Source organism: Thioalkalivibrio sp. K90mix, assembly GCF_000025545.1.
Classification (GTDB): Bacteria; Pseudomonadota; Gammaproteobacteria; order Ectothiorhodospirales; family Ectothiorhodospiraceae; genus Thioalkalivibrio.
This window is the reverse complement of sequence record NC_013889.1, coordinates 1,789,127-1,811,874: the sequence shown is the minus strand read 5'-3', so window position 1 is coordinate 1,811,874 and position 22,748 is coordinate 1,789,127. Positions and strand designations below refer to the sequence as shown.

General features: G+C 66.4%; 23 protein-coding genes. 17 read left to right on the top strand and 6 right to left on the bottom strand.

What is annotated here, in order from left to right; translation table 11 throughout:
• Window positions 1-316: 316 nt before the first annotated feature.
• Together mgtE (TK90_RS08510) and mgtE (TK90_RS08505) are read right to left on the bottom strand one after the other, a co-directional pair.
• Window positions 317-1,675: a magnesium transporter gene (gene mgtE / locus TK90_RS08510; protein ID WP_012983064.1), complete on the bottom strand. Its 1,359-nt coding sequence runs from the start codon at window positions 1,673-1,675 to the stop codon at window positions 317-319.
• A gap of 11 nt (window positions 1,676-1,686) precedes the next feature.
• Complete coding sequence (gene mgtE, locus TK90_RS08505; RefSeq protein WP_012983063.1) at window positions 1,687-3,045, bottom strand: magnesium transporter; 1,359 nt, start codon at window positions 3,043-3,045, stop codon at window positions 1,687-1,689.
• Between the two features lie 424 nt (window positions 3,046-3,469).
• Between mgtE (TK90_RS08505) and TK90_RS08500 the strand changes: the two genes are divergently transcribed.
• The 5 genes from TK90_RS08500 to TK90_RS08480 all read left to right on the top strand — a co-directional run bounded on the left by TK90_RS08500 (window position 3,470) and on the right by TK90_RS08480 (window position 9,908).
• Complete coding sequence (locus TK90_RS08500; protein WP_012983062.1) at window positions 3,470-4,198, top strand: ABC transporter ATP-binding protein; 729 nt, start codon at window positions 3,470-3,472, stop codon at window positions 4,196-4,198.
• Window positions 4,195-6,735: an FtsX-like permease family protein gene (locus tag TK90_RS08495; protein ID WP_012983061.1), complete on the top strand. Its 2,541-nt coding sequence runs from the start codon at window positions 4,195-4,197 to the stop codon at window positions 6,733-6,735. The genes TK90_RS08500 and TK90_RS08495 overlap by 4 nt, the downstream gene beginning before the upstream one ends.
• A gap of 284 nt (window positions 6,736-7,019) precedes the next feature.
• Entirely contained in the window at window positions 7,020-8,012 is a 993-nt protein-coding gene (locus TK90_RS08490; protein WP_012981642.1) for an IS110 family transposase, read from the top strand.
• A 40-nt stretch (window positions 8,013-8,052) separates the two neighbouring features.
• Window positions 8,053-9,195 carry a lipocalin-like domain-containing protein gene (locus tag TK90_RS08485; RefSeq protein ID WP_041444251.1) on the top strand — a complete coding sequence of 381 codons (1,143 nt, stop codon included), beginning with the start codon at window positions 8,053-8,055 and terminating at the stop codon, window positions 9,193-9,195.
• Between the two features lie 158 nt (window positions 9,196-9,353).
• A complete protein-coding gene (locus TK90_RS08480; protein ID WP_012983059.1) occupies window positions 9,354-9,908 on the top strand; it encodes a transposase in 555 nt (184 codons plus the stop codon).
• Between the two features lie 126 nt (window positions 9,909-10,034).
• Here the strand turns inward: TK90_RS08480 and TK90_RS08475 are convergent, their stop codons facing one another.
• Window positions 10,035-10,235, bottom strand: a complete 201-nt coding sequence (locus tag TK90_RS08475) for a PA3496 family putative envelope integrity protein (RefSeq protein WP_012983058.1) — start codon at window positions 10,233-10,235, stop codon at window positions 10,035-10,037.
• A 289-nt stretch (window positions 10,236-10,524) separates the two neighbouring features.
• Between TK90_RS08475 and msrP the strand changes: the two genes are divergently transcribed.
• The 6 genes from msrP (at window position 10,525) to TK90_RS08445 (ending at window position 15,150) form a co-directional block, all read left to right on the top strand.
• Window positions 10,525-11,496 carry a protein-methionine-sulfoxide reductase catalytic subunit MsrP gene (gene msrP, locus TK90_RS08470; RefSeq protein ID WP_012983057.1) on the top strand — a complete coding sequence of 324 codons (972 nt, stop codon included), beginning with the start codon at window positions 10,525-10,527 and terminating at the stop codon, window positions 11,494-11,496.
• A gap of 64 nt (window positions 11,497-11,560) precedes the next feature.
• The gene (locus TK90_RS08465) at window positions 11,561-12,154 is read left to right on the top strand and encodes a sulfite oxidase heme-binding subunit YedZ (RefSeq protein WP_020146480.1); all 594 of its coding nucleotides are present in this window, start codon (window positions 11,561-11,563) and stop codon (window positions 12,152-12,154) included.
• A 97-nt stretch (window positions 12,155-12,251) separates the two neighbouring features.
• Window positions 12,252-12,737, top strand: a complete 486-nt coding sequence (gene ribE / locus TK90_RS08460) for a 6,7-dimethyl-8-ribityllumazine synthase (protein ID WP_012983055.1) — start codon at window positions 12,252-12,254, stop codon at window positions 12,735-12,737.
• Between the two features lie 266 nt (window positions 12,738-13,003).
• Window positions 13,004-13,567, top strand: coding sequence for a transcription antitermination factor NusB (gene nusB / locus TK90_RS08455; protein WP_012983054.1), 564 nt, complete (start codon window positions 13,004-13,006; stop codon window positions 13,565-13,567).
• Window positions 13,568-13,589: 22 nt separating this feature from the next.
• Entirely contained in the window at window positions 13,590-14,564 is a 975-nt protein-coding gene (gene thiL / locus TK90_RS08450) for a thiamine-phosphate kinase (RefSeq protein WP_012983053.1), read from the top strand.
• Between the two features lie 40 nt (window positions 14,565-14,604).
• Entirely contained in the window at window positions 14,605-15,150 is a 546-nt protein-coding gene (locus tag TK90_RS08445) for a phosphatidylglycerophosphatase A (RefSeq protein WP_012983052.1), read from the top strand.
• Window positions 15,151-15,253: 103 nt separating this feature from the next.
• Here the strand turns inward: TK90_RS08445 and TK90_RS08440 are convergent, their stop codons facing one another.
• On the bottom strand, window positions 15,254-15,538 hold the full coding sequence (locus TK90_RS08440; protein WP_012983051.1) for a hypothetical protein: 285 nt from the start codon (window positions 15,536-15,538) through the stop codon (window positions 15,254-15,256).
• Window positions 15,539-15,660: 122 nt separating this feature from the next.
• On the opposite strand from TK90_RS08440, the gene TK90_RS08435 reads away from it, so the two are divergent.
• Together TK90_RS08435 and TK90_RS08430 are read left to right on the top strand one after the other, a co-directional pair.
• Window positions 15,661-17,109, top strand: coding sequence for a circularly permuted type 2 ATP-grasp protein (locus TK90_RS08435; RefSeq protein ID WP_012983050.1), 1,449 nt, complete (start codon window positions 15,661-15,663; stop codon window positions 17,107-17,109).
• A 1-nt stretch (window position 17,110) separates the two neighbouring features.
• The gene (locus tag TK90_RS08430; protein WP_012983049.1) at window positions 17,111-18,058 is read left to right on the top strand and encodes an alpha-E domain-containing protein; all 948 of its coding nucleotides are present in this window, start codon (window positions 17,111-17,113) and stop codon (window positions 18,056-18,058) included.
• A gap of 100 nt (window positions 18,059-18,158) precedes the next feature.
• On the opposite strand, the gene TK90_RS08425 is transcribed toward TK90_RS08430, so the two are convergent.
• Window positions 18,159-19,004, bottom strand: a complete 846-nt coding sequence (locus TK90_RS08425) for a proteasome-type protease (protein WP_012983048.1) — start codon at window positions 19,002-19,004, stop codon at window positions 18,159-18,161.
• Window positions 19,005-19,147: 143 nt separating this feature from the next.
• Here TK90_RS08425 and TK90_RS08420 point away from each other — a divergent pair, with 143 nt between their 5' ends.
• The 3 genes from TK90_RS08420 to TK90_RS08410 all read left to right on the top strand — a co-directional run bounded on the left by TK90_RS08420 (window position 19,148) and on the right by TK90_RS08410 (window position 21,406).
• Complete coding sequence (locus TK90_RS08420; RefSeq protein WP_012983047.1) at window positions 19,148-19,741, top strand: histidine phosphatase family protein; 594 nt, start codon at window positions 19,148-19,150, stop codon at window positions 19,739-19,741.
• Between the two features lie 91 nt (window positions 19,742-19,832).
• A complete protein-coding gene (locus TK90_RS08415) occupies window positions 19,833-20,483 on the top strand; it encodes a histidine phosphatase family protein (RefSeq protein WP_148216262.1) in 651 nt (216 codons plus the stop codon).
• A gap of 215 nt (window positions 20,484-20,698) precedes the next feature.
• Window positions 20,699-21,406 (top strand): 2-keto-4-pentenoate hydratase, encoded by a 708-nt coding sequence (locus TK90_RS08410; protein WP_041444349.1) that lies wholly within the window; start codon window positions 20,699-20,701, stop codon window positions 21,404-21,406.
• A 42-nt stretch (window positions 21,407-21,448) separates the two neighbouring features.
• Here TK90_RS08410 and TK90_RS08405 read toward each other — a convergent pair whose 3' ends face one another.
• Window positions 21,449-21,895: a host attachment protein gene (locus tag TK90_RS08405; protein WP_012983044.1), complete on the bottom strand. Its 447-nt coding sequence runs from the start codon at window positions 21,893-21,895 to the stop codon at window positions 21,449-21,451.
• Between the two features lie 212 nt (window positions 21,896-22,107).
• Between TK90_RS08405 and TK90_RS08400 the strand changes: the two genes are divergently transcribed.
• Complete coding sequence (locus TK90_RS08400; protein ID WP_012983043.1) at window positions 22,108-22,689, top strand: GNAT family N-acetyltransferase; 582 nt, start codon at window positions 22,108-22,110, stop codon at window positions 22,687-22,689.
• Window positions 22,690-22,748: the final 59 nt, after the last annotated feature.

The window sequence follows — 22,748 nt, the reverse complement described above, 5'->3', positions numbered from 1 at the left end:
GTCAGTGTTGGGGGTTTGCGCGCTGTTGTGTTGGCTGGGTCGCCCCTGGGCTTTGGCTGGGGGCGGAGATCCCGGCTCTTCGCTTCGCTGCGGACGGGATGACTGGGGCCGGGGTTCCGTTCGGAGATGGCCACGGCCCCTGCGGGGCCTCGCCATGACGGGGTGGGGGCGTGGTGTTGCCCTCGCGGCTGCTAACCGATTTGTAGGGTGCGTTGAGCCGGGCGAAACGCACCATTCCCGCGGCGGGGGTAATCCTGATTCGATTCGCTGCGCTCATCGGCATCCTACGGGGGCCGATGAGCGTATCCGTTGGGTGTCAGAGGCCGAGCATGGCGACGGCGACGCCGAAGTAGATGAGGATGCCGACGATGTCGATTACGGAGGTGATCAGCGGGGCGCTGGCCACGGCCGGGTCGATGCCGAAGCGGGTCAGGGCGAACGGCAGGAGCATGCCGAACAGCGAGCCGAAGACGATCACGAAGAACATGCCCAGGGCGATCGCGTTGGCGACCTCGACGGTGCCCAGCCAGTTGCCGGAGACCCAGATGGCAGCGGCGAGGGTGACGCCCAGCGCGGTAGCGACCAGCACTTCCTTGCCGCCGAGGCGCCACCAGTCCCGTAGTTGTATGTCGTTCACCGCCAGTGATCGCACGACCAGTGTGGCGGCCTGGGCCCCGGCGTTGCCGCCGGAGGCGATGACCATGGGCAGGAAGAAGACCAGCGCGACGACGGCTTCGATCGCGGCCTCGTAGTAGCCGATGGCGATGCCGGCGAAGATATTGACCGCGACCAGGATCAGCAGCCAGCCGATGCGCTTGCGGTACAGCAGGCTCATGCTGGCGTCGCGCAGGGAGAGCACCATGTCGCCGACCGCCGCCATGCGGTGGAAGTCCTCGGTGGTTTCCGCGCGCAGCACGTCCATCACGTCGTCGACGGTGATGATGCCGAGCAGGTGGCCGTTGTCGTCGACCACGGGGAGGACGTCGAGGTCGTAATGCCCGATGCGGTGGGCCGCCTCTTCGCGGTCTTCCTCGGCCGCGATGCTGACGACATCGGTGTGCATGCGCTCGCGCACGCTGGTGGTGGGGCGCGACAGCAGCAGTTCCTTCAGGCGCACCCAGCCCAGCAGTTCGCCCTCCGGCGTGGTCACGAAGATGGTGTTGAGGGTCTCCGCCAGTTCGTGGTGTTCGCGCAGGTGGTCCATTGCCTCGCCCACGGACCAGTCCGGCTGCACGGTGGCGTACTCGGGCGTCATCAGGCGCCCGGCGCTTTCTTCCGGGAAGCCGAGCAGAGTCTCCAGCGCCTCCTGGTCGTCGTCCGGCATGGTCTCGAGCAGGGATTCGGCGTGGTCGTCGTGCAGGCCTTCCAGGACCGAGGCGGCATCGTCGTAGGACAGCGCTGACATCAGCCGGCTGGCATGGTCTTCGTCGAGCGCGTGCAGCACGCGCGTCTGGTGGTCGGGCTCCAGGTGCGCGTAGACATCGGCGGTGCAGGACACGTCGAGACGCCGGAAGAAGTCCAGCATGCGGTCTTCCGGCAGGGCCTCCAGCGCGTCCGACAGGTCGGCGCCTGCATGGGCGTCGCAAAGCCCCTGGAGCGAGTCTTCCGTGGGCTGGTCCAGCGCGGTCTTGAGCGTCTGCGGCAGGGTCTGGATGTCGTCGTCGGTCGGGCTCATCGGTCAGTCCCCTACGGAGTCGCCAGGCCGAGCATTGCCACGGCCAGGGAGAAATAGATCATGATGCCGCCGAGGTCGGCGATCGCGGTGATCAGTGGCACGCTGGCGGTGGCCGGGTCCAGCTTCAGGCGGCTGAGGATGAACGGCAGCAGCATGCCGACCATGCTGGCGAACGCGACGATCAGCGTCATCGCGATCGCGACCAGCAGGGCGATGTCGGCCCCTCCGCGCCACAGCCCGAGTACGGATACGGCCAGACCCATGGTCACGCCGATCCCGACGGCCACGCCGAGCTCCTTGCCCCACAACCGCAGCCAGTCCTTGGACGTGACCTCGCCGGTGGCCAGGGCGCGCACCATCAGCGTGGCGCTCTGGGCACCCGCGTTGCCGCCGGAGTCGATAATCAGCGGCAGGAAGAAGACCAGTACCACCAGCGCCTCGATGGCCTCCTCGTACTGCGAGATCATCAGCGCGCCGATGGTGTTGAACGCGACCAGACCGATCAGCCAGCCCACGCGCTTGCGGTACAAAAGGAACGGGCTCGCATCCTGTGGCGAGAGCGGGAGGGTGCCGACCGCCCCGATCTTGTGGAAGTCCTCGGTGGATTCGGCTTCTAGCACGTCCATCACGTCGTCGACCGTGATCACCCCCAGTAGCTCGCCGGTCTCGCCGACCACAGGCAGGGTTTCCAGGTCGTAGTGCTGGATCTTGCGGGCGGCCTCCACGGCCGACTCGGATACCCCGATGGTGATCGGATCGGATTCGCCCAGCAGTTCGCGCACCGGGCTGTCTGCCGAGGCGCGCAGGAAGTGCCGGATCGGCACTGCGGCGAGCAGTACGCGGTCCTGATCGACCACGAAGATCACGTTGTTCGAGTGTTCGTCCGCGTTGCGGCGGATGAAGGCCAGCGCGCGCTTGAGCGTCCAGTCGGGGTCTACCGCGACGACGTCCGGGGACATCACGCGACCGGCGGAGTCCTCCGGGTAGTTGAGCTGCTTGAGGGCGCGGCGGATGGCGCGAAACGGCAGCAACCGCAGGTAGCTACGCAGAGTCTCCGGATCCAGGGTCTGGAGCAGGCCGGTGAGGTCGTCGGCCTCCATCTCGGAGAGGATGAAGCGGGCGTCGTCCTTCGGCGAGGCCTCGAGCAGCCGGATCTGGTGCGGGGTGTCGAGGTAGGAGAAGACATCCGCCTTGCGCCCGGGCTCCAGCAGGTTGAACACCGCGCACAGGTCGTCGTCGTTCAGCTCCATCAGCGCATGCGCGATGTCCTGCACACGCGTGTAGTCGAGCAGTTCCTGGATGCCGTCGCGGTCGTCCAGACGCAGCAGCTCCTTCAGCTCGATGATGGATTGTTCCAGATGCAAATCCATGCCCTACTCCCGGCTGTCATCCGCGGGCCAGGGGGCTGAATACACAGCCTCACAAGGCGCCGCATGGATGAGGTGTCTTGGTCCGGTCGGGATCGGGCTGGGGCCCGGCCGCTCCCGGCACTCTAGTACTTAGAGGCCCAGCGGGAAGCGTCCGGTTCGGGAAGGAGGCGCTTACCGCGAGGCGCAGATAGATCGACTGCGTGATCGGCGTTTCAAGGCGCGTTCCCGTGTGTGGAGATGCGACTTATTCTAACGGATGTCGGGCCGCAATCAACCGCTTGGGGGCTGTTTTGAAACATTCCTCTCCCGTCAGGGGTCTGTGCAGACACCATGAACGGCCGTGGTTACGGTGGTGTGAACGCCCCTTGAGTGGGAAGTGCGGTGGCTCTTCCGGCAACCAGTGGTAATCGACAAGGAAAACCCGATGCAGGATCAGACGATGCATCCCCAGCGACCGCTCGGCAGCCCGGTGCTCGCCATGAGTGGAGTGGCCTTCGGCTACCCCGGCGAGGGTCGCGTGCTGCATGACGTGGAGCTGGCGCTGGCACCCGGCGAGCGCGTGGCGATCGTCGGCGAGAGTGGCACCGGCAAATCCACGCTGTTGCACCTGGCGGCCGGGCTGGAGCCGGCCGACACCGGCACGGTGGAACTGGCCGGTCAGGCGCTGGCGGGGCTGGACGAGGCGGCGCGTACGCGGCTGCGCCGAGCGCAGGTTGGGATCGTGTTTCAGTCGTTTCATCTGATCCCGACGCTCACGGCGCTGGAGAACGTGATGCTGCCGCTGGAGCTGGCGACGGATCTGGATGCCGCTCAGCGCCGTGAGCGGGCTGCGGCGCAGCTGGCAGCCGTGGGGCTCGCGGACAAGGGCGGGCGCGAACCGGAGCAGCTATCCGGCGGCGAGCAGCAGCGCGTGGCGATCGCACGGGCGCTGGTGCACCGGCCGGCGCTGATCCTGGCCGACGAGCCGACCGGCAACCTCGACTCGCGCACCGGCGAGGCGGTGTTCGGCCTGCTGCTGGAACAGGTGCGCGCGACCGGCTGCGCGCTGTTGCTGGTTACGCATAGCGATGACCTGGCCGGGCGTCTGGACCGGGTGCTGCGCATGCAGGACGGCCACCTGCAGGATCTCGCCGCGGAAGCCTCGGCGACGTGAGCTCGCTGCTGGTAAAGGCCTGGCTGCGCGACTGGCGCAGGCGCCCGCTGCAGCGGCTGCTGACGCTGGTGGGCGTGGTGATCGCCGTGGCCGTGGTGCTGGCGGTGGATCTGGCCAACCAGTCGGCGCAGCGCGCGTTCGACCGTTCGATGGACGAGGTGGCGGGCACGGCCACGCACCAGATTCTGGGGCCGGCCCGGGGTTTCGACGAGACACATTACCGTGATCTGCGGCTGGCCGGCTGGCGCGATACCGCGCCGATCGTGGAGGGACCCGCGCGGCTGCCGGACGGGCGCACGATCTATGTGCTGGGCGTCGATCCGCTGGCCGAGGGCCCGTTCCGCGGGGCGGCCTCGGATATCGGGGATGCCCCGGTGCAGCGGCTGGTGACCGAGCCGGGCACGATCCTGCCGCCGAGTGGCTGGTGGTTGGGCTCCGGGATGGCGCATGAGGACCGCCTGGCGCTCGAGACCGCCGCCGGGCGCTTCGAGGTCACGCTGCTCGAACGCGAGGCGGAGCGTGACGAACCGGCGGCCGAGTCAGACGACGAGGGTGGCTCGCTGTGGGTCACGGATATCGCCACCGCACAGACGTTGCTCGGCCGGCCGGGACGGCTCGATCGTGTCGACGTACGCCTCGATGACGCCGACATCGGCGCCTTCGCGGAGCGATTGCCGAATGGTCTGGAACTCGTGCCAGTGGCGGCGCGCGACCAGGCCTCGCGCGAGCTGGCGCAGGCCTTCCGCATCAACCTGACGGCGATGAGCCTGCTGGCGCTGCTGATTGCAGCCTTCCTGATCTACAACACCCAGACCTTTGCGGTGCTGCGCCGACGCGAGGTGCTGGCGAGTCTGCGCCTGGTGGGGGCCGGTCGGCGGGCGCTGTTCGGCGTGGTGATGCTGGAGGCCTTGCTGGTCGGTGTGATCGGCACGCTGCTGGGGGTGCTGGTCGGGATCGGTCTGGCGCAGGTGCTGGTCGGCCAGGTCGCGCAGACGGTGACGGATCATTTCTTCGTGGTGGCGGTGACCGAGGTGACGCCGCGCCCGCTGGCGCTGCTGGTGGTAATCGCGCTGGGGGTAGGGCTGTCGCTGCTGGCGGCGCTGGCCCCGGCCTGGGAGGCGGCACGGGCGGCCAGCCCCGGCAGCCTTGGACGCGGGCGGCTGGAACGCCGGGCGCGCCGGGGCCTGCGCGGGCTGGCCGTGGCGGCGGTCGTTCTGCTCGCGGCGGGTGGCGTGATGCTGCTGCTCGGGGCCGGAGGGCTGGTGGGCAGCTTTGTCGCGCTGTTCCTGCTGATCACTGGCTTTGTGCTGCTGCTCCCGCTGGTGCTGGCCGGAGTCCTGCGCGGTCTGGCGCGGCTCGGTCGCGGGCAGACGCTCCCGCGCATCGGGGTGCGCAGTCTCGAGCGGAGCCTGTCGCGCAGCGCACCGGCGACCTCCGCGCTGACGCTGGCCCTGGCGGCCGCGATCAGCGTGTCGGTGATGGTCGGGAGCTTCCGCGACAGCGTGGAGCAGTGGCTGGGGCAGGCGCTTACCTCGGATGTGTACGTGGTGCCGGTGGCGCCGGCCGCGGCGCGCAGTGGGGCGCGCCTCCCCGCGGACTGGGGGGAGACGCTCGCCCGGATCGCGGAGGCGGAGTCGGTCAGCACCGGCTCCAGCCAGGACACGCCGAGCGATGTCGGGATGATCGATCTCTACGTGGTCGAGCCGCACCCGGTCTGGCTGGAGTACCTGCCGCTGCTGGAGGCCGAGGCCACGGGCGAAGCACTCGACCGGCGCCTGCGAGAGACCGATGCGGTACTGGTCACCGAGCCCTTTGCGGCCCATCACGACGTGGGTGTGGGCGACCGGCTGGAGATCCGCGTGGATGAGGGGCGGCGGGTGTTCGAGGTGGCGGGCGTGTATCGCGATTACGGCAGTCCGCAGGGCACGGTGCTGATGCTGGGCGACCGGTTCTACGCGGGCACGCCCGGCGCCGAGGAGGTGGGGTCGTTTGGACTGCGCCTGCCCGAGGGCGCGGATGCCGACGCGGTGATCGAGCGCTTGGAGACTTGGCTGGCCGAGCGCGAGATGGCGGCCATGGTCACGCGCCCCGGCGATATCGAGCAGGAGTCGATGGCGATCTTCGACCGTACCTTTGCGATCACGCATCTGCTGCGGGTGATCACGCTGCTGGTCGCGTTCATCGCGATCCTCGGGGCGCTGATGGCCCTGCAGATGGAACGCGCGCGTGAATTCGCCACGCTGCGCAGCCTGGGCCTTCTGCCCGGCGGGGTGCGCGGACTGGTGGTGTTTCAGGGCGCGGTGCTGGGTGCTTTCGCCGCGCTGGCCGCGATACCACTGGGTCTTGGCATGGGCTGGCTGCTGATCGAGGTGATCAACCGCGAGGCGTTCGGCTGGGGCATGGACCTGCGCTGGCCTGGTCGCGAGATTGCCGAGACCGTTGCCCTGGGCGTGGGTGCGGCGCTGCTGGCGGCGCTGATCCCGGCCTGGCGCATGGCGCGCATGCGGCTGGTGCCCGCGTTAAGGGAGGTGCCCTGATGCGGTGGTTTAGTCCGGTAGGAGCCTGCTTGCAGGCGAATGTTTTGGGTCAGGATCAGGCGCGGTCGGGGGCTTCGCCTGCGAGCAGGCTCCTTGTGTCTTGCGGTTCACGGATCGCTACCATGAACCGTATTGGGCTCGGGTAACCCGTCAGGCTCCTGAGGTCACGAACCTGTTCTGTAGATTGGCCCCCGAGTCCTTTCTCATCTCGAAGTTTGAACGGTATCCAAGACCCCCCTCCGTGACGGACGGGTGAGGCTGTACGGACAAGGCGAGAGGACGAGATGGCTCATATTGGCGTTGATGTTAGCAAGAACAAGCTCGACTGCATGTGGGTCCGGGATCTGGAGGCGGGCAAGGTGAAGCCCAAGGTGTTCCCGAACCGCCAAGACCAGTACCGGGAGCTGCTGCACTGGCTCGAGCGCAACACCGGCGAGACCCCCGAGGGGCTCCATGTGTATCTGGAGGCCACCGGCATCTACCACGAGCCGCTGGCGTACTGGCTTCATGATCAGGGGGTGCAGGTCCACGTGCTGAACCCGGCCCAGGTGCGTTCGCATGCCAAGGGCATGGGGGTGCGCAACAAGACCGACCGCAAGGACAGCATGATGCTGGCCCGCTACGGCATCGAACGCGCACCACGACGCTGGCAGCCCGAACCGCCGGAGGTGCGGGAACTCAAGCGCCTGCTCAGCCGCCTGGAGGCTCTGGAACAGGATATGCGGCGCGAAGAGAACCGCCTGGAGAAGGCGCGTTTCAGTGAGGACACCCTCGCTCAGGCGTCGATCGACAACGTCCTGCAGGCCCTGCGTGAGGAACACCGTCGGCTCCAGCAGCAGATCGACGATCACTTCGACGCCCATCACCACCTGAAGCGGGATCGGACCTTGCTGGAGAGCATCCCCGGCATCGGCCGCGTGCTGTCGGCCTCGATGACCGCAGCGCTGCGCAGCCGCGCGTTCACGAGCGCTCGACAAGCGGCGGCGTTCCATGGGCTGGCACCGGTCCTGGAAGAATCGGGGACCACGGTCCGGCGGCCCTCGCGGTTGGCGAAGATCGGTTCCAGCCGACTGCGCAAGGCGCTCTACATGGCGGCGGTGGTGGCGACCCGGTACAACCCGGACGTGCGACACCAGCATCAACGTCTGCTGACACGCGGCAAGGCCAAGATGTCGGCGATCGGGGCGGCTATGCGCAAACTCCTGCACATCGCCTTCGGTGTGCTCAAATCCCAAACCCCGTATCAAGCCCGCCATGAAACCCCTTGCACCCCGTAGGGCAAGACGGTATCTACGGAGGGTGCGCTTGCGGGTGGTTATGGTGTTGATGTTGGTGGGGGTGTTGGCGGCGTGCGGGGGCGCGGAGCCTCCGGAGACCGACGATACGGGGGTCACTGGGCTGCGCGTGGGCGAGGCCCTGGGTGGCGAGGAGACGGTCGGATTCCGGCGTGCGGATGCGCCGCGGGTGTTCGAGTTTCCGCGCGATCACGGGCCGCACCCGGGGTTTCGCAACGAATGGTGGTATGTGACTGGCAATCTCGACGGGCCGGAGGGCGAGCGGCTGGGCTTTCACATCACCTTCTTTCGCGTCGGACTGGCGCCGGAGTTGGCGGGGGACGCCCGCTGGCACGACTCGGCCTGGGCCAGTCCGGACATCTGGATGGCACATACGGCCGTGGTGGACCAGGAGGCCGGGTATCACGCCTCCGAGGAGCGCTTCGTGCGCGACGGGGCCGGGCTGGCCGGGGCAACGCAACCGGTCGGGCGCGTGTGGGCGGAGGACTGGCAGCTCGCGGACCTCGATCAGGAGCGCTGGACGCTGGCCTTCAGCGTGGACGACTACCGCCTGCAGCTGGAGCTGGAGCCGCTGCGCGGCCCGGTTCTTCAGGGCGAGGCGGGGCTCAGCCAGAAGGGCCCGGAGCCGGGCAATGCCTCCTATTACTACTCCATGCCCCGCATCGCGGTGCGCGGGGAGGTGGAGCGCGGCGGGCGCGGGCCCCTGGCGGTCACCGGTCAGGCCTGGATGGACCGCGAGTGGAGCACCAGTGCGCTGTCCGAGGATCAGGTGGGCTGGGACTGGTTCGCGCTGCAGTTCGACGACGGGCTGGACGTCATGTACTACCAGCTGCGCAAGGAAGACGGCGAGCCGCACCCGCTGTCCAAGGGCCGCTGGATGCCGGCGGATGCCGACGACCGATTGCTGGAACCCGACCAGGTCGAACTTGAGCCCCGGCGCTGGGCCACGCAGCCCTCCGGCAACCGCTACCCAGTGGAATGGGCGATGCGCATCGCGCCGCCGGACGGCTCGGCCCCGCGCAAGTTCACCGTGCGTGCGATCCGCGACGACCAGGAGATGGATACCGTAATCCGCTACTGGGAAGGCGCGGTGGACATCCTGGATAGCGAAGGGCAACCCGTTGGGCGCGGCTTCGTGGAGCTGACCGGCTACGACGACGAGTAGGCGGGGGGCTTGGGCGGCACATCCTGCGTTGATGCGTTTCGCGGGGCTCAACGCATCCTACGAAGGGGAGGGGATAGCTGTAGGATGTGATGAGCGAAGCGAATCGCATCATTCCGCAACAACGTTGAAGACCATGAACCCAGGGAAGGGGGCTATGGATGACGGACTATCGCCGCGTATACGTGCCCGGCGGCACGTATTTTTTTACCGTGAACGCCGCCTGGCGTCGCAACACCACCCTGCTGACCGATCATATTGATGCCCTGAGGGACGCATTTCGCGAGGTACGGCGACGGCACCCGTTCGTCATAGACGCAATGGTGGTGCTGCCCGAGCACCTGCACTGCATCTGGCGGTTGCCGGAGGGCGATACCGATTTCAGTCGGAGATGGCGACTGATCAAGGCACGCTTTTCGCGTTCGATTGCGCCGATCGAAACCCGAACATACAGCCGGGCTCAGCGAGGCGAGCGCGGCATCTGGCAGCGCCGGTTCTGGGAACGTTGCATACGTGACGAGCGGGATTGGGCGCGGCACGTCGATTACATCCATTACAACCCGGTCAAGCACGGCTGGGTTCGGGCCGTGGCGGATTGGCCATATTCCAGCTTCCACCGGTTCGTGCGGGCCGGGGTGTATCCGGCGGACTGGGGCGGGGTGCCCGAGATGGAGGATTGGCCTTTGGGGGAGAGGGATTGGAGATTCAGGGATTGATGCGATTCGCTTTGCTCATCGCATCCTACGAGGCTACCCCTGCCGCCCCTCGTAGGATGCGTTGAGCCCCGCGAAACGCATCGTTGATAAACGCAGGGTGGCCCATATGGGCCACCCTTCTTTTGGCTACCAGTCCAGTGGGTCGCTGGCGTGGTCGAGGTCGAAGTCGTCCTGCAGGTGGGCGCGCAGGGCGCGTTCTTCCATCATGCGTTCGAGGGCACGGCGGGCGGCGTGTTTGCTCGGGCCGCGGTCGTTGACGAGCGGGTTCTCGAACAGGCCGGTGAGGTCTTCGGTGCTGTCGAAACCGGTATCGAGATTGAGGTCCATGCGGGGTCTCCAGGTATGCCGGCCGGGCCACCCCGGTACTGCGGCATCAGGAAAGCCTTATATAGCGGCGGCGGCCGCGCGCAAGCAGAAAATTCTTATGCCTTGTCGCGTTTCCTTATTGTCCACAGTCGGAGCATGACAGCGGCAAAAGTGCCAGGGTTTTCGAACTTGGCGACGGGTTACCGGTCCATCCCGAAGGAGACACTTGGACAGGCACCTGCGGTGCCGCCCTGCAGGGAATGGACTGGCGGTCCGGTTGGTCCCGAATGGTCGAGATGCGAGGTTGTTCATGCTGATTCGTACGCGGCGGCGTTCCGATCCCGCCCGCAGCGAAATTACCCCGAAGGCAATCTACCAGCGACGGCGGGAATTCCTGCGCGCGGGTGTTGGGCTGGGTGCCGGTCTGGCCCTGAGCGGGCTGGGCATGGCGGTCCCGGCGACGGCTGCTTTGCGCGGCTTTGAGCTCGACTTCGAGCCCAGTGATTACTCCACCGACGAGTCGAAGACGCCGTACGAGGAGATCACCAGCTACAACAACTTCTTCGAGATGGGGCCGGGCAAGGGCGATCCCAAGACCTATGCCGACCAGCTGAAGACGGATCCCTGGACCATCAAGGTGGACGGGCTGTGCGACAATCCGGGTGAGTACGCGGTGGAGGACTTCATCAGTCCCTGGTCGCTGGAGGAGCGGATCTACCGCATGCGCTGCGTCGAGGGCTGGTCGATGGTGATCCCGTGGATCGGCTTCGAGCTGAACCGCATCATCGACAAGGCCGAGCCCCGGGGCGATGCCCGCTATGTGGCCTTCGAGAGTATTTACGACCCGGACAACCTGCGCGGCCAGCGCCGACGCCGCGGCAGTGGCGGGCTGCAGTGGCCTTATACCGAGGGCCTGCGCATGGACGAGGCGATGCACCCGCTGACGATCCTCGCCGTAGGGCTGTACGACGAGGTGCTGCCGAACCAGAACGGGGCGCCGATCCGTCTGGTCGTGCCCTGGAAGTATGGTTTCAAGAGCATCAAGTCCATCAAGCACATCCGCTTCGTCGAGGACGAGCCGCCGACCCTGTGGAATCAGGCGCAGCCCGATGAATACGGCTTCTACAGCAACGTGAACCCGGACGTGGATCACCCGCGCTGGTCGCAGCGCACCGAGCGGCGCATTGGCGAGTTTCGCCGTCGGCGCACGGAGATGTTCAACGGGTATGGGGATGAAGTCGCCTCGATGTACGAGGGGATGGACCTGACCGAGTATTTCTGACGGGTTCGGCGTGGCGACGACTCAACGCCGCAGAGGGCAGCCCCCGCGAGGCGTCTGGACGGGCGTGCTGCTGCTCTCGCTCGTGCCCGCGGTCTGGATTGGCCTGCGCGCGCTCGGATGGTTCGGCGGGCTGGGAGCGAACCCCATCGAGCAGCTGCTGGCGCTCTCCGGCACCCACGCGATGATCGCGCTGCTGATCGCGCTGGCCGTGACCCCGCTGCGGCAGATGACGGGGCTGGCCTGGATTACCCGGCTGCGCCGGATGCTGGGGCTGGTGGCGTTCGGCTATGTCACCGCGCATGCCCTGACCTGGCTGGGGCTGGACCTGTTCTTCGACTGGGAGCTGGTGCTCTACGACCTGACCGAGCGGCCGTTTGTGATGGTCGGCTTTGCCGCCTGGGTGATCCTGCTCGCCCTGGCGGTAACCTCCACCGACGGGGCACAGCGCTGGCTCCGCAAGAAATGGGTCTGGCTGCACCGCGGGGTGTACGTGGCCGGGGTGCTGGCGATCCTGCATTTTCTCTGGCTGGCGCGGGCGGACTATGGCGAGGTCGCGCTGTACGCCGCGATCCTGGCCTTCCTGCTCGGCTGGCGGGCGGTCCATTCCTGGATCTCGGCGCGAAGGGTGCGGGCACGCAGGGCCGCCACCGCTTCCTGAGGCCCTGTCCATAAGCGTCTCCCTAGGCGCGCCGCGATGCTACACTACGCAGGATTTGCGGGCCGCGTGTCCGCCCCATTCCGACCGGAACCACATCATGCACGAGATCGAGACCCTGGAAGGCGAGTTCACGGATGCCGCCAACCATCGCTACGGCCTGTTGCTGGCGCGCTTCAACAGCCTGATCGTCGAGCGCCTGCTGGAAGGCGCGGTCGACACCCTGAAGCGCCACGGCGTCGCCGAGAAGAACCTGACCATCGCACGCGTGCCCGGCGCCTACGAGCTGCCGCTGGCGGCGCAGGCGATGGCGCGCTCCGGCCGTTATGACGCGGTGATCGCGCTGGGCTGCGTGATCCGGGGCTCGACCCCGCACTTTGACTATGTCGCGGGCGAGGCCGCCAAGGGCCTGGCCCAGGTGCAGATGACCGAGGACCTGCCGATCAGCTTCGGCGTGCTGACGACCGACTCGATCGAGCAGGCGATCGAACGCGCCGGCACCAAGGCCGGCAACAAGGGCGCGGATGCCGCAATGGGCGCGATCGAGATGGTCAGCCTGATGTGCAAGCTGCGCGCCGACTCCTAAGGGAAACACTGATCCATGTACACACTCGCGTTGACACCCCAGGTTTTCCGAGACAAGGCGCGGTGCGCAGCCGGTAGTGGCTCTACCGGCAAGTGCCGCAACGCAGGATCGGGGAACCTGGGGTGCCAACCCCGAAGGGGCTCGGCCGCCCGTTGTTATCAAAAACGGGCGCGCGCACAGCGTTGCGGCTCCCTTGTGCAGAATGACTGCACGGCAGTCGCCGCGCCTTGTTCGCACGCAAAAGCGACTCGAGCGCGAGCGTGTCCATGGATCAGTGTTTCCCTAAGCGGGTGGGTGCCGTACACGCCGTGAGTGAATCCCATAACCCTTCGCAGCCCGCGGGCAAGAAGCCGCGCCAGGGCGGGCGGGGCAAACGCCCGCACAGTACGCCCGAGCAGCGTGCCCGCCACGCACGCTCGGTTGCGCGCCGCCGTGCCATGCAGGCCCTGTATTCCTGGCAGATGACGGCGGCCGAGCCCAAGGACATCCTGGCCGAGTTTCGCGACGACGAGGAACACGCCAAGGCCGACGCCGAATACTTCCGCGAGATCCTGATCGGTGTGACACGCAACCGCGAGGCCCTGGATGCCCGTATGGAGCCGTACCTGGGCCGTCCGCTGGATCAGCTCGACCCGGTCGAGCGGGCCCTGCTGTGGCTCGGCCAGTGGGAGCTCGCCGAGCGCATCGATGTGCCCTATCGCGTAGTGATCAACGAGGCGGTGGACCTGGCCAAGCGTTTCGGCGCCGAGCAGTCGCACCGCTACATCAACGGGGTGCTGGATCGGCTCTCTGCCGACCTGCGCGGCCCCGAGCGTTCCGTTCAACGCTGATTCCGATGGGCCGCCTCTCGCCATGACCGGTCCCGACTCCGAATTCGATCTGATCCGGCGCTACTTTGCCGAACCTGCCGGGACCAGCCCGGACGTGCGCCTGGGCATTGGCGATGACGCCGCGCTGCTTGGGGTGCAGGCCGGCCACGAGCTGGTCGTCAGCGTGGATACGATGGTCGAGGGGACGCACTACTTCCCCGACCACCCGCCGGCCAGCCTGGGGCACAAGGCCCTGGCCGCCAACCTGAGCGATCTTGCTGCGATGGGGGCCGATCCGCTTGGGGCGGTCCTGTCCCTGACCCTGCCTTCCGTCGACCATGACTGGCTGGCGGCCTTCAGCCGCGGCTTTCTGGCATTGGCCGAACAGGCCTCGGTTCCGCTGGTCGGTGGCGATACGACGCGTGGCCCCGGGGCAATCAGCGTGACTGTGCTGGGTCAGGTCCCGGCCGGGCAGGCCCTGCGGCGCGCCGGTGCCCGCCCCGGTGACCGCCTGGTAGTCAGCGGCGCACTGGGCGGGGCGGCCGCGGGCCTCGCCTTTGAGAAGCAGCGCCGGGCGCAGGGCCGGCCACCGGACGAGGAGTCCCCGGACTGCGCCCGCCTGTTCTGGCCGAGTGCGCGCCTGGCACTGGGACGTGGTTTGCGCAATCGGGCGCGCGCCGTCATCGATATCTCGGACGGGCTGTTGGCGGACCTCGGCCATCTGGCCGCGGCATGCGGCTGCGGTGCCCGGGTCGACTGGTCGCAGCTGCCGGTCGATCCGTTGCTGGAAGGGCAGCCCGAGGAAATGGTTCGCGATTGTGTGCTCGCCGGTGGCGAGGACTACGAACTGCTGTTTGCCTTACCGCCCACCGAGCCGCTGGAGCTGCTGAGCCTGAGCGTGCGCACCTCGCTGACCGTGATCGGCGAGTTCACCAGCGGCAGCGATATCGAGGTGGTGGACGCCCATGGCGCGCGGCTGGACGTCGCGCGCCGGGGCCACGATCATTTCGCGGGCTAGCCAGAAACACAAAAACAAAAGAACAAAGCCAAGGGACGTCATGGCCAGGAAGAAGACCGGCGCCGGTGCGGCGCCCGCCCAAAGCGCAAAGCCGAAGATGCCGTCGGCGAAGACGGTGTTCACTGATCCGATCCACCTGCTGGCCTTCGGGTTCGGGAGTGGCCTGTCGCGCTGGGCACCGGGGACCACCGGATCGCTCGGGGCGCTGGTGCTCTACTTCGCGATCATGAACTTCCCGGAGTGGGCCTATCTGGCCGTCACCGTGCTCGTGGTGATGGCCGGGTTCCACATCTGCGGGGAGAGCGCACGCCGTCTGGGCGTGCACGACCATCCCGGGATCGTCTGGGACGAATGGGCGGGCATGCTGATTACCCTGGCGTTCGCACCTGCGGGGCTCGTCTGGATCGTGATCGGCTTCCTGCTGTTCCGGCTGTTCGACATCCTCAAGCCGTGGCCGGCCAACTACTTTGACGCCAAGTGGAAGGACGGGCACGGGATCATGATGGATGACGTGGTCGCGGGGCTCTACGCCGGGTTTGCGCTGGTGATTCTCGCGGCGCTGTTCCAGCAGTTCTTCGTGCAGTAGCCGGCTTTCGGTTGATAAAGCCCTTTGATGGGATTCGCGTTGCTCATCCCATCCTACGAGGTTGGTGGCGCGCCGTAGGATGGGATGAGCAACGCGAATCCCATCATCCCTGATTCCGGGTGAAAAGAGGCAGTTCATGGCGCCGCGCATTGGCCGCGATGAAGGTCCCGCGGCCCCCCTGTTCCGTGTCCAGACCGGCGCGTTCGGTCGACGCCTCGCCCAGAATCGTGGCAAGAAACACCTCCAGCTCGCGGCCGTCCACGCGTAGCTCTCCATAGGGTCCGCCATCGGTGGCCGGATACCAGAAAAGACGCGGCTGCCAGTTGCAGCCCTGGATCTTCGGATGCTCGTAGAGCGCGATCAGGCGCTGTTCGAGGGTGTCGCTCATGGGAACCTCTGGCGGGTCAGGGGGACGAAAAACGTACACCACCCCATTTCGGCTATTGCCCGTGGTGCCGGAAAAGGCGCTACTGTAGTGCAAACCGTTCCCCGCGTCAGAGGACCCGACGTATGGCGATTGACTGGAAGCAATACGACCCCAAGCCCTTCTTTGATGAACTGATTGCCAAGCCTGGCAAGCCGCGCAAGCCGGCGAAACCCCTGACCGATTACCTCAGCAGCCTGGACGACGCCGAGATCCAGAGCCGCAAGGCCGCGGCCGACAGCGCGATCCTGGAAATGGGTATCAGCTTCACGGTCTACACCGAAGGCGAGAACATCGACCGCGCCTGGCCGTTCGACATCATCCCGCGGGTGATCACCAAAGCCGAATGGGAGCGGGTGTCGGAGGGGCTGGAGCAGCGCCTGACGGCGCTCAACATGTTCATCAACGATATCTACAACAAGCAGCAGATCTTCAAAGACAAGATCATCCCGCGCTACGTACTGAAACAGTCGAAGAACTTCCGCGAGCAGTGCGTGGGGATCACCCCACCGCACGGCGTCTGGGCGCACATCTGCGGCACCGACCTGGTACGCGACGGCAAGGGCGACTTCTACGTGCTGGAGGACAACCTGCGTGTGCCCTCTGGCGTCTCCTACATGCTGGAAAATCGGCAGGTGACCAAGCGCGTGTTCCCGGAGCTGTTCGAGAACTCGAGCATCCTCCCGGTGGACGAGTACCCGACCCAGCTGTTCGACATGCTGGCCTCGATCTCGCCCCGCCCACAGGACTACCCGGAGATCGCGGTACTGACCCCGGGGATCTACAACTCGGCCTATTTCGAGCACTCGTTCCTGGCCCAGCGCATGGGGGCCGAACTGGTCGAGGGCGCGGACCTGGTGGTCGGTGATGACGACTGCGTGTACATGCGCACCATCGACGGTCTGGAACGGGTGGACGTGATCTACCGCCGGATCGACGACGAGTTCATCGATCCGGAGGTGTTCAATCCGGACTCGATGCTCGGCGTGCCCGGCCTGATGCGCGCCTGGCGCAAGGGCAATGTCGGGCTCGCCAATGCCCCCGGGGCCGGGGTCGCCGACGACAAGGTGATGTACGCCTTTGTACCCGAGGTGATCCGCTACTACCTCGACGAGGAGCCGATCCTGCCCAATGTGCCGACCTACCTGTGCGTGGACGACAAGGACCGCGAGTACGTGCTCGATCACCTGGACGAGCTGGTGGTGAAGCCGGCCAACGAGTCCGGGGGCTACGGGATGCTGGTCGGCCCGCACGCCACCAAGAAGCAGCGCGCGGAGTTCGCCCAGCTGATCCAGAAGGACCCGCGCAACTACATCGCGCAGCCAACCCTGGACCTGTCCGTCGCGCCGACGCTGTGCGGCGACGATATCGAGCCGCGCCACCTGGATCTGCGGCCCTTCATCCTGCAGGGCGTGCGCACGGACGTGACCGCGGGCGGGCTGACCCGCGTGGCGATGCGCAAGGGCTCATTGGTGGTGAATTCCTCGCAGGGCGGGGGCAGCAAGGACACCTGGATCGTGGACGAGGAGAACTAAGATGCTCTCGAGAGTCGCGGAACGCGTGTACTGGATGGCGCGCTATGTGGAACGGGCGGAGAACACCGCGCGTATGGTCACCGCCTTCCATCTGCTGGCGCTGGACATGCCGAAATCGGTCCAGCTCTCCTGGAAGGGTCTGGTCGAGGTAACCGGGAACGACGAGCTGTTCGACAATCACTACCAGCGCGATGACGAGCGCAATTGCGTGAAGTTCCTGCTGGCCGACGCCGACAACCCCAGCTCGGTGCTCAATTCCCTGCGTTCGGCGCGCGAGAACGTGCGCACCACCCGGGACCTGGTGCCATCCGAGGCCTGGGAGGTGATGAACGAGCTCTATCTGTTCGCGCGTGACGAAATCGACCAGGGCATTGGCAAGCGTGGACGCTTCGAGTTTCTGTCGAGCATCGTCCAGCGCTGTCAGACCCTGACCGGGCTGCTGGCGGGCACGATGAGCCATGATGCCGCGTACGACTTTATCCGCCTGGGGCGCAATCTGGAGCGCGCGGACATGTCGACCCGACAGATCGATGTCGGGGCGCTTAAGCTGCTGAAGAAGGACGGAGAGGACCCGGAGCCGTACGAAGGCCTGCTGTGGACCAGTATTCTGCGTTCGGAGAGCGGCTTTCAGATGTATCGCCAGCACGTAAAAAGGCGCATCAATGGCGTGGATGTGGTGCGCTTCCTGTTGCAGGACAATGCCTTTCCGCGTTCGGTTACGCACGCCCTGACGCAGGTGCAGGATGCGCTGGAAAGCCTGCCGAACAACGAAGTCCCGCTGCGGCTGGTGATCCAGGCCCGGCGCCACGCGATGAATGCCAGCGTGGACGAGCTGCTGGCCGAGGACGGTCTGCACGATTTCGTCGACCGGCTGCAGCAGGATATCGCGGACATCCACGGCGCCAACGCCGAGACCTGGTTCCTGGCCGCCCCCGCACACGCCGCGTAAACCGCCCCTGTAGGAGCCGGCTTGCCGGCGAAGCCCCTGCCCGGGCCGAACGCTGGCCGGGGCGTTCGCTTGCAAGCAAGCTCCTACAAACAGGTCGTGTTCAGCGGCGGGGCTTTTTGGGCTTGCTGGTGCTGGCCTTGGTGGTGCTGGTCTTGCCGCCGCCGGTTTTGGCGGACCCGCGGCTGACCCGCGTCCCGCGCTGCTTGCGTCCGTGCGTGCCTTCCCAGTCGAAGCGGGGCAGGTCGGTAAAGGCGCGCTTGATGTTTGCGTCCCAGGCCTGTGTCAGGGAGCGCAGATACTCGTCGTCGGCCTCCAGGCACAGGTAGTGGTCGAAGTCGAGGGTGCCGCGCTCGTAGACGAGGACCTCGATCGGCGGGCCGACGGTCAGGTTGGAGCGGATGGTGGAGTCGATCGACACCAGCGCACAGCGGGCCGCGTCGCCGAGCCCGGTGTCGTGCGAGATGATGCGATCGAGGATCGGCTTGCCGTACTTGCTCTCGCCGATTTGCAGAAACCGGGTCTGCTGCGAGGTCGTGATGTAGTTGCCCTGGGGGTAGATCAGGTAGACGCCAGGGGGATCCTCGGCGATCTGGCCGCCGATGATCAGGGTCGCATCGGCCTGCATGCCGGAACGCGACAGCGCCTCGGAGTGCTTTTCGGTCTCCTCGCGGTTCAGGCGCCCCAGATACTCGGCGGCATCCGACATGCGTTCCACCGTCGCCAGGCTTTCCTCGGCATTGTCTTCCATGTCGCGCTTGAGCCGGTTTACCACCGCCTGCGTGGTGGCCAGGTTCCCGGCGGTCAGCACGACGAACAGGCGCTGGCCTTCGACCTCGAAGGTGTGCATCTTGCTGTAGGTGCTGACCTGGTCGACCCCGGCGTTGGTGCGCGAGTCGGAGGCGAACACGAGGCCGTCGTCCAGATCAATGGCGACACAGTAGGTCATGCGAGGGCGGGATTCCGGGCTGGGGAGACCGGCATACTAGGCCCGAGCCGGGGGGGCGTCAACGATCGCGCAGGGCGAACCTCAGCCGGGCCGACGGGTCGGAATCATTTGTAGGGCGGGTGAGAAACATGAGGGCATATCGCATGTGGCGCATGGCTATGATTCTGATCGCGAGTCTTCTCGTGCCGGGGGTGGGCCATGCCGGTACGGAGTTGGCTCCCGAGGAGCTGATCGAGCGCATGCAGGAGGGCGGGCTGGTGATTTACTGGCGCCACGCGGCGACCGACCGCAGCCAGCGTGACCGCGACCTGTCGGACATGTCCCGCTGCGAGCTTCAGCGCAATCTCAATGATCAGGGCAAGGAAGAGGCGCGCAAGGTGGGCGAGGGCTTCGAGCGCCATGCGATTCCCGTGGAGTCGATCCTCAGTTCCGCGTTCTGTCGCAACGTGGACAGCGCCCGTATCGCCTTTGGCGAGGACGCCTACGAGATTCGCGAGGACCTGTTCAACGTGCCGCCGGTACGCGATCGCGAGCGTCAGGACGAGCTCGTACGTGCGTTGCAACGCTACCTCAACACACCCCCCGAGGAGGCTGGGCAGAATGTCGTGATCGTCGGGCACAACATCAATCTGCAGCGGGCGGCCCGGGTTCAGATCGACGAGGGCGAGATCGCGGTATTCGAGCCCGGGGAGGAACGCCCGCGGCTGTTGGGGGTGCTGACGCCGGGCGACTTCTGAGCCGGTCGGCCCGAGCGCACCCTCGATTTTTCGTCTACGCATTGAGTATCAAGTAGACGAAGTATGGGGAGCGGAGGCGATGGCGAGGCGGGTGTCCGGGTTCTTTGGAGCACTGCTCTTCGGCCTCGTCCCCATGGGACCTGGGGCCGAGGAGATGAGTGCGGAGCAATTGATCGAGCGACTGCAGGGGGGCGGGCTGGTTGTCTTCTGGCGCCATGCGGAGACGGATCGCTCGCACGATGACTATGACATCAGCGACATGGATGACTGCGCGGGGCAGCGCAACCTGAGCACCCTTGGGCGCAATCACTCGCGGCGGGTGGGTGACGGCTTCCGCGCGCTCGAGATCCCGGTCGAGCAAGTGCTGACCAGCCCCTTCTGCCGGAACTGGGAGACCGCCTCGCTGGCCTTTGAGGAGTACGAGATCCGCTATGACCTCTTCAACCTTCCCTGGGTGCGGGATGAGGACCGCCGAGCCCATTTGATCGATGGCCTTGTGCGCCACCTTCATACGCCGCCGGCGGATCCTTATTCCAACATCGTGGTGGTGGGCCACGACCTGAACCTGCGCCAGGCAGTCGATCTGGAGATCCAGGAGGCCGAACTGGCGATCTTCGTGCCCGCCCATGACGGACCCGAACTACTCGGGGTCCTCGCGCCGAGCGACTTCCCCGAGCCGGATGCCGACCGCATCGCACCCGTTCCCGGGACTCCCGAACGCGAGGCATCCGATCCGCACTAGCGACGTCACCTGGGCGGTACCCGGATACAATGGCCGTTTTGGGGAGAATCCGCATGCGTCCTTGCATGGGTGTGGGACTCGCAGGACTGTTGCTGGGGCTATGGATCGCGGGTCCGGCATTCGCGGCCTGCCCGGAGGGCAGTGCCCATGAGGGCGAGACCCTCGCAGCCGCCTGGCAGGACCGGGAGCCCGTAGCTCGGGTCAAGCCGGAGGACATGGCCGATGCCCTGTGCATTCAGCGCGTCATGGTGGCGGAGCTGGATGTGGTGGTGGGGCCGCATGTGGGGTGGAAGGTCGGGCTGACCTCCGAGACCGTTCAGGAGCGCTTCGGCGCCGATGCCCCGGTGGCCGGTGCCCTGCTGGCCGGGATGATCTGGCCGTCAGAGCTCCCGGTCGCGCGGGATTTCGGCGCGCGCCCTATGGTCGAGGCCGATCTGGCCGTTCGCGTGGCGGACCCGGCCATCATGCAGGCATCGGACCATGCCGAGGTGCTCGCGGCTATCGACTGGGTGCTGCCATTCATTGAGCTCGTGGATCTGATGGTCGCGGACCCCGCGACCCTGGATGCCTGGAGCATTACCGCGATCAACGTGGGCGCGCGGGGAGGTGTCCTTGGCGAGCCGGTGCCCGTGACCCAGGAGATGGGTGAGACGCTGGCCGCGATGACGGTGGTCATCGAGAGCGAGGGGGGCGAGGTACTGGGCGAGTATCCGGGTAGCGCCATCCTCGGACACCCACTGGACGCTGTACTCTGGCTGGTGGATGAACTGGCGGCCCGCGGCGAGACCCTCGATGCTGGCGAACTGCTGAGTCTGGGGAGCTTCGGGCCCTTGTTTGCGGTGGATGAACACGACGCCTTTCGGGTGCGTTACGAGGGCCTGGTTCCGGACCAGGTCCCGGAAGTCGAGGTGCGGTTCGAGTGACAAGGGCCCGCGCTGGGCGGGCCCTTGTCGAGGCTGGACGGGCTAGTAGAGAAAGTCCGGCAGGTGGCTGCGCAGGGCGGCCGGGTCCTGGATCTTGGAAACGTTCTTGGCGATCTGGGAAGTGACGATCTGCGCGACCTGCGGGTCCAGCAGTTCGCGCAGGGCCCCCAGGAACTGGGGTGCGGCGAGGATCACCAGCCGCTGGTAGCTGCCGCCGTGATAGCCCGATTTCAGGCGTTCGGCCACTTCGCGGGCAAAGCGGTTGCGTTCGTTGACGCTCGGATCGGTTGTCTCCTGCATGGCGTGGCGGCCATCACCCGAACTGCTCCAGCTGCGGCCGGGCCGGTCGGTGACCAGTTCCTGGGCATGTACGCGGGACTCGGAGTGCGCCAGGGTTTCGATCTCGTGCAAACCCTGACAGGCTCGACCTTCACAACTGAGGATGCGCGCGCGGGCAGCATCGGCCACAACGATCCATACGGTATCCATACAGTGCCTCCTGTTGGACAGACGTGAATGCCCCGAAGGGCGAAATGGACACGCAATCCACGAGCGGGCCCGGTATTGCGATCGGGTCCGCGCGGGATGTTGCATCCTTTCTTCCTGAGTGTAGATCGTTGTGGCTGAGTTTCCTGGTTCCAGGGGCATCGAGTCGGCCCCTTTGATCTGTGTCACAGGACGTATGAATAAAGGAGGCGGGAGTGGACTTCACGATGGAACGTGGCACGGGCCTTGAGCCGCATCTGGAGGCCATCGCGCGGCTGCGTATCGAGGTCTTTCGCGAGTGGCCCTACCTGTACGAAGGTTCCGTCGAGTACGAGCGGGACTACCTGGTCGACTATGTCCGCTGCCCGCAAAGCGCGGTGGTGCTCGCCTGGGAGGGCGACGAACTGGTGGGCGCGTCGACCTCGCTGCCGCTGGCGGCGGCCGACGCCGATTTTCAGGCTCCTTTTGTTCAGAACGGACTGGATCCCGAGCGCTATTTCTATCTCGCGGAGTCGGTCCTGCGGCGACCGTATCGGGGCCGGGGTGCCGGGCACTACTTCTTCGATGCCCGCGAGGCCGCGGCGCGTGAGTCAGGCTATAGGCAGGCGACCTTCTGCGCCGTCATCCGCCCGGACGATCATCCGGCACGCCCGGCGGGCTATCGCCCGCTGGACGGCTTTTGGCGCAAGCGTGGCTACGAACCTGCCGAAGGGCTCGTATGCCATTACCACTGGCCGGATCTGGGCGAGGACGAGGAGACCTGGAAGCCGCTCCAGTTCTGGTGGCGGTCACTCTAGGGAGACAATGATTGAATTGCGCGTCCGCGCTCGAGTCGCTTTTGCGTGCGAACAAGGCG